This window comes from Massilia sp. P2_C2 (assembly GCF_056404615.1).
This window is the reverse complement of the sequence record NZ_JBFUDR010000300.1, coordinates 1-7574: the sequence shown is the minus strand read 5'-3', so window position 1 is coordinate 7574 and position 7574 is coordinate 1. Positions and strand designations below refer to the sequence as shown.

At 67.5% G+C, this 7574-nt stretch carries 4 protein-coding genes; 2 read left to right on the top strand and 2 right to left on the bottom strand.

Annotation, left to right across the window (positions count from 1 at the left end; genetic code table 11):
- A partial coding sequence (locus tag AC1DYX_RS25210) for a DUF2058 family protein (protein WP_477263972.1) occupies window positions 1–221 on the top strand: 221 nt, incomplete at its 5' end.
- 12 nt (window positions 222–233) lie between these two features.
- Here the strand turns inward: AC1DYX_RS25210 and AC1DYX_RS25205 are convergent.
- Both AC1DYX_RS25205 and AC1DYX_RS25200 read right to left on the bottom strand, forming a co-directional pair.
- Complete coding sequence (locus AC1DYX_RS25205; RefSeq protein ID WP_477263970.1) at window positions 234–1148, bottom strand: helix-turn-helix domain-containing protein; 915 nt, start codon at window positions 1146–1148, stop codon at window positions 234–236.
- Window positions 1149–1312: 164 nt separating this feature from the next.
- Window positions 1313–1804, bottom strand: coding sequence for a hypothetical protein (locus AC1DYX_RS25200; RefSeq protein ID WP_477263968.1), 492 nt, complete (start codon window positions 1802–1804; stop codon window positions 1313–1315).
- A 626-nt stretch (window positions 1805–2430) separates the two neighbouring features.
- Between AC1DYX_RS25200 and AC1DYX_RS25195 the strand changes: the two genes are divergently transcribed.
- On the top strand, window positions 2431–7574 hold a 5144-nt coding region (locus AC1DYX_RS25195), incomplete at its 3' end, for a beta strand repeat-containing protein (RefSeq protein WP_477263966.1).

Sequence of the window (7574 nt, the reverse complement as noted above, 5' to 3'; positions counted from 1 at the left end):
TCCACGTCTCGGGCATGGTGCGCGACCACCTGGTCGCGGGGCGCCTCGCCATCGTCGCCCACGAAGGCGGCTTCGAGCTGGTGCCGCGCGTGATCGCCGACAAGATCGCGGAACGGGCGCCGGATCGCGTCGTGCGCGTGAACAAGGCTGCCACGCCGGTGGAAGCAGGCGAGGAAGATCCCTACAAGGACTTTAAGATCCCCGACGATTTCGACTGGTGAATTCCGGCGTGATCAACGTTTCTTGACGGGCAGCGCCAGCCAGCCGCGCCAGCGGCCTGCCGGCGTGCGCTCGACCTTCTGGATATGCGGCCGGGTGCTGTCCAGGCGCCAGGCGGCCTGTTTGTCGAGCCAGTCCTCGTACATGGAGCGGAAGCGCGGCCATTCGCCGTCGAAGTCGAGGCAGGCGTAGCTGCCGGCCGGCAGGACGCGCAGGCCCAGGCCGGCGTCGGGCACGGCGTCATCGGCGCAGCCGAAGTCATAGCAGTATTCGCGCTCGCCGGTAAAACCCGGGTCTTCGTCGAATACGCCATACCAGGCGGTCGTGGCGGGCAGGCCGTCGGACTGTTCGCGTTCCTGGATGAAGTCGTGGCAGGCGAACGACAGCGCCGCGCCGGACTGGCCGAAGAAGCGCTGGTAGCGCAGGGTCAGCGCCGGCAGGCTGCGCACGGCGATGCGTGCCGCGACCGTGCCCGGTTCGGGGGGGCAGTAGGGCGCGAGGATGGCTTCCAGGTCGTCCGGTTCGGCGACGAAGAAGCTGACATCGCTCTCGCGCCCGACTTGCTGGTCCATGTAGTCGCGCCAGCCGCCTTCGCGCCAGGCCTTGGCCGACATCGCGAACTGCTGCCTGAATGCCTTGGCGAAGGCCGCGTTCGATGGGAAACCGCAATCCTGGGCAATGCGCACGATGGGCACGTCCGGCTCGTGGCGCAGCAGGTGGGCGGCGCGGCGCAGGCGGCGCTTGCGCTGGTATTCCACGGCCGAGAAGCCGGTCAGCTCACGGAAGATGCGGTCGAAGTGGAACGACGAATAGCTGGCCGATGCCGCCAGCGATTTCAATGCGAGCGGGTCGCCGACCGAGTCCAGCATCAGGTCCATCACTTCGTACAGGCGCGACACGCGCGCGGCGGGGCGGGGCAGGCTCGGCATCAGCGGCTGTCATTACACTCGAAATAAGTAGTTTCCGTAAATAACTCTCTGTTGGCAAGCGTTTGCCGTCGGCGCGGCCGGCGAGTGTTGTCAGTACGCTTCCGCCTGACGGCAAAAAAAAATGGCACGGGTTGTGCCATTTTTTATGGGCGGCTCGCCGGCCTTCAGTTCATGGCGCCCTTGGCGGCTTCCGCCGGCGCGGCTGCCTGCGGTGCCGCCGCCTGCGATACGGCCGTGGGCGCCGTCGCCTGCTGGCCCATCATGACCTGGAACACGGCCGGGTAGTCGTACCCGGCACCGGTCGCCGCATCCACGCCGGCACCGATGAAGCCACCGATCAGGATATTACCGGCCATCATGCCCTTGGTCGCCGACTTGATCGTCGCCAGTCCCGGGTCGAAACCGGCTTTGTCGCATTTCACGTTCATGTCGCCGTACGCGCGGTGCACGGTGACCGTGCCCGGGGTCGTGACGTAGTACACGCCTTTGTCATTTTCGAGCTTGCACGTCGCGCCGGCGACGGGGCCGCTGGAATGCAGCGTTTCGACCGAGACGACCTGGCTGGTGCCGGTGACGATCGAGGCGCATCCCGTCAGCGTGGCCGCGCCGACCAGCATGGCCGCGATGAACGTAAAACGCATTGTTTGCTTGAACATATTCACTCTCTCTGGACGTGGCGGATATAGACCGCCATTTATTGTTGGAAATATATTTATACATATAAAAATATATTCTTGCAACAATAGTTGCCGAAATAAAAGGGAGATGTCTCGTCCAGGCGACCTGGGATACGCCGTTTGACTGAACGGTGTCTATCGTACGACAACACCGCTTCTACAAGCGCCTGCGCGCCCGCATGAAGAAAGCGTCCCTTCATCAATATGAAACGCGGCGCCGTGACGCTGCCACCTTGACATCGGGTTTCAGCAGAAAGGTGACCGTCGGGCTTAACGATTCCCATCGGGCTGTCGCCTTTCCCTTCAGCTGACAGAAATTTCTTGCCGGCAACGTAAGAAGTCGTGTACCGCATGGTTGAAAAGACCGGGTTCGGACGCGTTGTCAAATGGGCAAAAATGAATGCGCTCGGAGGGGATTGTGGAGAAAAAACAACCAGGAGTATCTCAAGTTGACTCGATTGTTGCCGTAAAGCATTCGCAAGCGCGCCAATAAATATATGCTCTAGGGAAATTACTTTTTACTGATATACATCGCGCATTGGGCGGCGATCTCGGACAACGTTTAACAATTTTAAAGGTTCAACATGGCATCTGTTCTTACCGGAATGAGCACCGCCCAAATCCAGGCGCTGACGACTTCCCAAATTGCCGCGCTCTCGACGGCGGATATGGCCGCGCTCACCTCGACGCAGCTCGCGGCATTCACGACCAACCAGATCACTGCTTTCACCACGACGGACCTGGCCGCACTCAGCACCTCGCTGATCACCAACGGGCTGACGACCGCGCAGATCGTTGCATTGACGACCGCCCAGGTGGGCGCGTTCACGACCGCGCAGGTCAGCTCCCTGACCACGAACCAGGTCGCCGCGCTGGAAACGGCCGACTTGGCCGCGATGAAGACGAGCCAGATCGCCGCGCTGACGACGGCCCAGGTGGCCGGCGGCCTGACGACCGACCAGATCGTCGCGCTGACGACGGCCCAGGCCGCCGCCCTGACGACCGCCCAGACCGCCTCGCTGACGACGGCCCAGGTCGCCGCACTCGAAACGGCCGACCTGGTGGCGATGAAGACGAACCAGATCGCCGCGCTGACGACCGCCCAGGTGGCAAGCGGCCTGACGACCGACCAGATCGTTGCGCTGACGACGGCCCAGGCCGCCGCGCTGACGACCGCCCAGACTGCCGCGCTGACGACGAGCCAGGTCGCCGCGCTGAGAACGGCCGACCTGGCCGCATTGACGACGGCCCAGGTTGCCGCACTGACGACGAGCCAGATCTCGGCCGGCCTGTCGACGGCGCAGTTCGCGTCGATGACGACGGCCCAGGTCGCCGCACTGACGACCAGCCAGATTGCCAACGGCCTGACGACCGACCAGATCGTAGCGCTGACGACGGCCCAGGCCGCCGCGCTGACGACCGCCCAGACCGCCGCSCTGACGACCGCCSAGGTCGCCGCGCTGGAAACGGYYGAYCTGGTGGCGATGAAGACGAGCCAGATYGCCGCCCTGACGACCAACCAGRTSKCRAMYGGCCTGTCGACGGCGCAGTTCGCRTCGCTGACGACCGCMCAGGTCGCCGCGCTGACGACSRSCCAGGTCGCCAMCGGCCTGACGACCGACCAGATCGTTGCCCTGACGACGGCCCAGGCCGCCGCSCTGACGACSGCCCAGACCGCCGCGCTGACGACCGCCGAGGTCGCTGCGCTGGAAACGGCTGACCTGGTGGCAATGAAGACGAGCCAGATCGCCGCCCTGACCACGAACCAGGTCGCCAACGGCCTGACGACCGACCAGATCGTCGCGCTGACCACGGCCCAGGCCGCCGCACTGACGACGAACCAGATCGCCAATGGCTTGACGACCGCCCAGGTCGCCGCGCTGAGAACGGCCGACCTGGCTGCATTGACCACGGCCCAGGTCGCCGCACTGACGACGAACCAGATCTCGACCGGCCTGTCGACGACCCAGCTCGTGTCGATGACGACCGCCCAGATCGCGGCGCTCACGACCAACCAGGTCGCCAACGGTCTGACGACCGACCAGATCGTTGCCCTGACGACGGCCCAGGCTGCCGCCCTGACGACGGCCGAGACGGCCGCGCTGACGACGGCCCAGGTCGCCGCGCTGGAAACGGCCGACTTCGCCGCGATGAAGACGAGCCAGGTCGCCGCGCTGACGACGAACCAGGTCGCCAACGGCCTGACGACCGACCAGATCGTCGCGCTGACCACGGCCCAGGCCGCCGCCCTGACGACGAACCAGATCGCCAACGGCCTGACGACGGCCCAGGTCGCCGCGCTGGAAACGGCCGACCTGGCTGCGCTGACGTCGGCCCAGGTTGCCGCGCTGACGACGGCGCAGATTTCGGCCGGCCTGTCGACCGCGCAGTTCGCGTCGATGACGACCGCCCAGATCGCCGCGCTGACGACGAACCAGGTCGCCAACGGCCTGACGACCGACCAGATCGTYGCCCTGACGACGGCCCAGGCCGCCGCSYTGACGACCGCCGAGACCGCCGCSCTGACGACCGCCCAGGTCGCCGCGCTGGAAACGGCTGAYCTGGTGGCRATGAAGACGAGCCAGATYGCCGCCCTGACGACCAACCAGRTCGCCAAYGGCCTGTCGACGACGCAGCTCGCATCGTTGACGACTGCCCAGATCGCCGCACTGACGACGGCCCAGGTCGCCAACGGCCTGACGACCGCCCAGATCGTCGCTCTGACGACGGCCCAGGCCGCCGCGCTGACGACCGCCCAGACCGCCGCCCTGACGACGGCCCAGGTCGCCGCACTGGAAACCGCCGACTTCGCCGCGATGAAGACGGCCCAGGTTGCCGCGCTGACCACGAACCAGGTTGCCAACGGCCTGACGACCGACCAGATCGTTGCTTTGACGACGGCCCAGGCCGCCGCGCTGACCACGGCCCAGACTGCTGCCCTGACGACGGCCCAGGTCGCCGCACTGGAAACGGCCGACCTGGCTGCGCTGACGTCGGCCCAGGTTGCCGCGCTGACGACCAGCCAGATCTCGGCCGGCCTGTCGACGACCCAGCTCGTGTCGATGACGACCGCCCAGATCGCCGCGCTGACCACGAACCAGGTCGCCAAYGGCCTGACGACCGACCAGATCGTCGCSCTGACGACGGCCCAGGCCGCCGCSCTGACGACGGCCCAGACCGCTGCGYTGACGACCGCCGAGGTCGCCGCGCTGGAAACGGCCGACTTCGCCGCGATGAGGACGAGCCAGGTCGCCGCGCTGACCACGAACCAGGTCGCCAACGGCCTGACGACCGACCAGATCGTTGCTCTGACGACGGCCCAGGCCGCCGCGCTGACGACGAACCAGATCGCCAACGGCCTGACGACGGCCCAGGTCGCCGCGCTGGAAACGGCCGACCTGGCTGCACTGACGACGGCCCAGGTTGCCGCGCTGACGACGGCGCAGATTTCGGCCGGCCTGTCGACCGCGCAGTTCGCATCGATGACGACTGCCCAGATCGCGGCGCTGACGACCAACCAGGTCGCCAACGGCCTGACGACCGACCAGATCGTTGCGCTGACCACGGCCCAGGCTGCCGCGCTGACGACGGCCGAGACGGCCGCGCTGACGACCGCCCAGGTCGCCGCGCTGGAAACGGCTGACTTCGCCGCCATGAAGACGAGCCAGGTTGCCGCCCTGACGACGAACCAGGTCGCCAACGGCCTGACGACCGACCAGATCGTCGCGCTGACGACGGCCCAGGCCGCCGCGCTGACGACGAACCAGATCGCCAACGGCCTGACCACGGCCCAGGTCGCCGCGCTGAAAACGGCCGACCTGGCTGCGCTGACCACGGCCCAGGTTGCCGCCCTGACGACGAGCCAGATCTCGGCCGGCCTGTCGACGACCCAACTCGTGTCGATGACGACCGCGCAGGTCGCCGCCCTGACGACGAACCAGGTCGCCAACGGCCTGACGACCGACCAGATCGTTGCCCTGACGACGGCCCAGGCTGCCGCGCTGACCACGGCCCAGACCGCCGCGCTGACGACCGCCCAGGTCGCCGCGCTGGAAACGGCCGACCTGGCCGCGATGAAGACGAGCCAGGTTGCCGCGCTGACSACGAACCAGGTCGCCAACGGCCTGACGACCGACCAGATCGTCGCCCTGACGACGGCCCAGGCCGCCGCGCTGACGACGAACCAGATCGCCAACGGCCTGACGACCGACCAGGTCGCCGCGCTGCAAACGGCTGATCTGGCYGCACTGACCACGGCCCAGGTTGCCGCSCTGACGACGRSSCAGATCTCGGCCGGCCTGTCGACCGCRCAGTTCGCATCGATGACGACCGCGCAGATCGCCGCGCTGACGACGAACCAGGTCGCCAATGGCCTGACGACCGACCAGATCGTCGCGCTGACCACGGCCCAGGCCGCCGCGCTGACGACCGCCGAGACCGCCGCGCTGACGACCGCCCAGGTCGCCGCACTGGAAACGGCTGACCTGGTGGCAATGAAGACGAGCCAGGTTGCCGCCCTGACGACGAGCCAGATCTCGGCCGGCCTGTCGACCGACCAGTTCGCATCGCTGACGACGGCCCAGGTCGCCGTACTGACGACGGCCCAGGTCGCCAATGGCCTGACGACCGACCAGATCGTCGCGCTGACCACGGCCCAGGCCGCCGCGCTGACGACCGCTCAGACCGCCGCGTTGACGACCGCCGAGGTCGCCGCGCTGGAAACGGCCGACTTCGCCGCGATGAAGACGAGCCAGGTCGCCGCACTGACGACGAACCAGGTCGCCAACGGCCTGACGACCGACCAGATCGTCGCCCTGACGACGGCCCAGGCCGCCGCGCTGACGACGAACCAGATCGCCAACGGCTTGACGACCGATCAGGTCGCCGCTCTGCAAACGGCCGACCTGGCTGCGCTGACGACGGCCCAGGTTGCCGCGCTGACGACCGCGCAGATCTCGACCGGCCTGTCGACGGCACAGTTCGCGTCGATGACGACCGCCCAGATCGCGGCGCTGACGACCAGCCAGGTCGCCAACGGCCTGACGACCGATCAGATCGTCGCGCTCACCACGGCCCAGGCCGCAGCCCTGACGACCGCGCAGACCGCCGCGCTGACGACCGCCCAGGTCGCCGCGCTGGAAACGGCCGACTTCGCCGCGATGARGACGAGCCARGTYGCCGCGCTGACCACGAACCAGGTYGCCAACGGCCTGACGACCGACCAGATCGTYGCYCTGACGACGGCCCAGGCCGCCGCCCTGACGACSARCCAGRTCGCCAAYGGCYTGACGACCGCCCAGGTCGCCGCGCTGGAAACGGCTGATCTGGCTGCRCTGACSWCGGCCCAGGTTGCCGCKCTGACGACGGCGCAGATCTCGACCGGCCTGTCGACGGCACARTTCGYRTCGATGACGACCGCGCAGGTYGCCGCSCTGACGACGAACCAGGTGGCCAACGGCCTGACGACCGACCAGATCGTTGCGCTGACGACGGCCCAGGCTGCCGCGCTGACCACGGCCCAGACCGCCGCGCTGACGACCGCCCAGGTCGCCGCGCTGGAAACGGCCGACTTCGCCGCGATGAAGACGAGCCAGGTCGCCGCGCTGACGACGAACCAGGTGGCCAACGGCCTGACGACCGACCAGATCGTCGCCCTGACGACGGCCCAGGCCGCCGCGCTGACGACGAACCAGATCGCCAACGGCCTGACGACCGACCAGGTCGCCGCGCTGCAAACGGCTGATCTGGC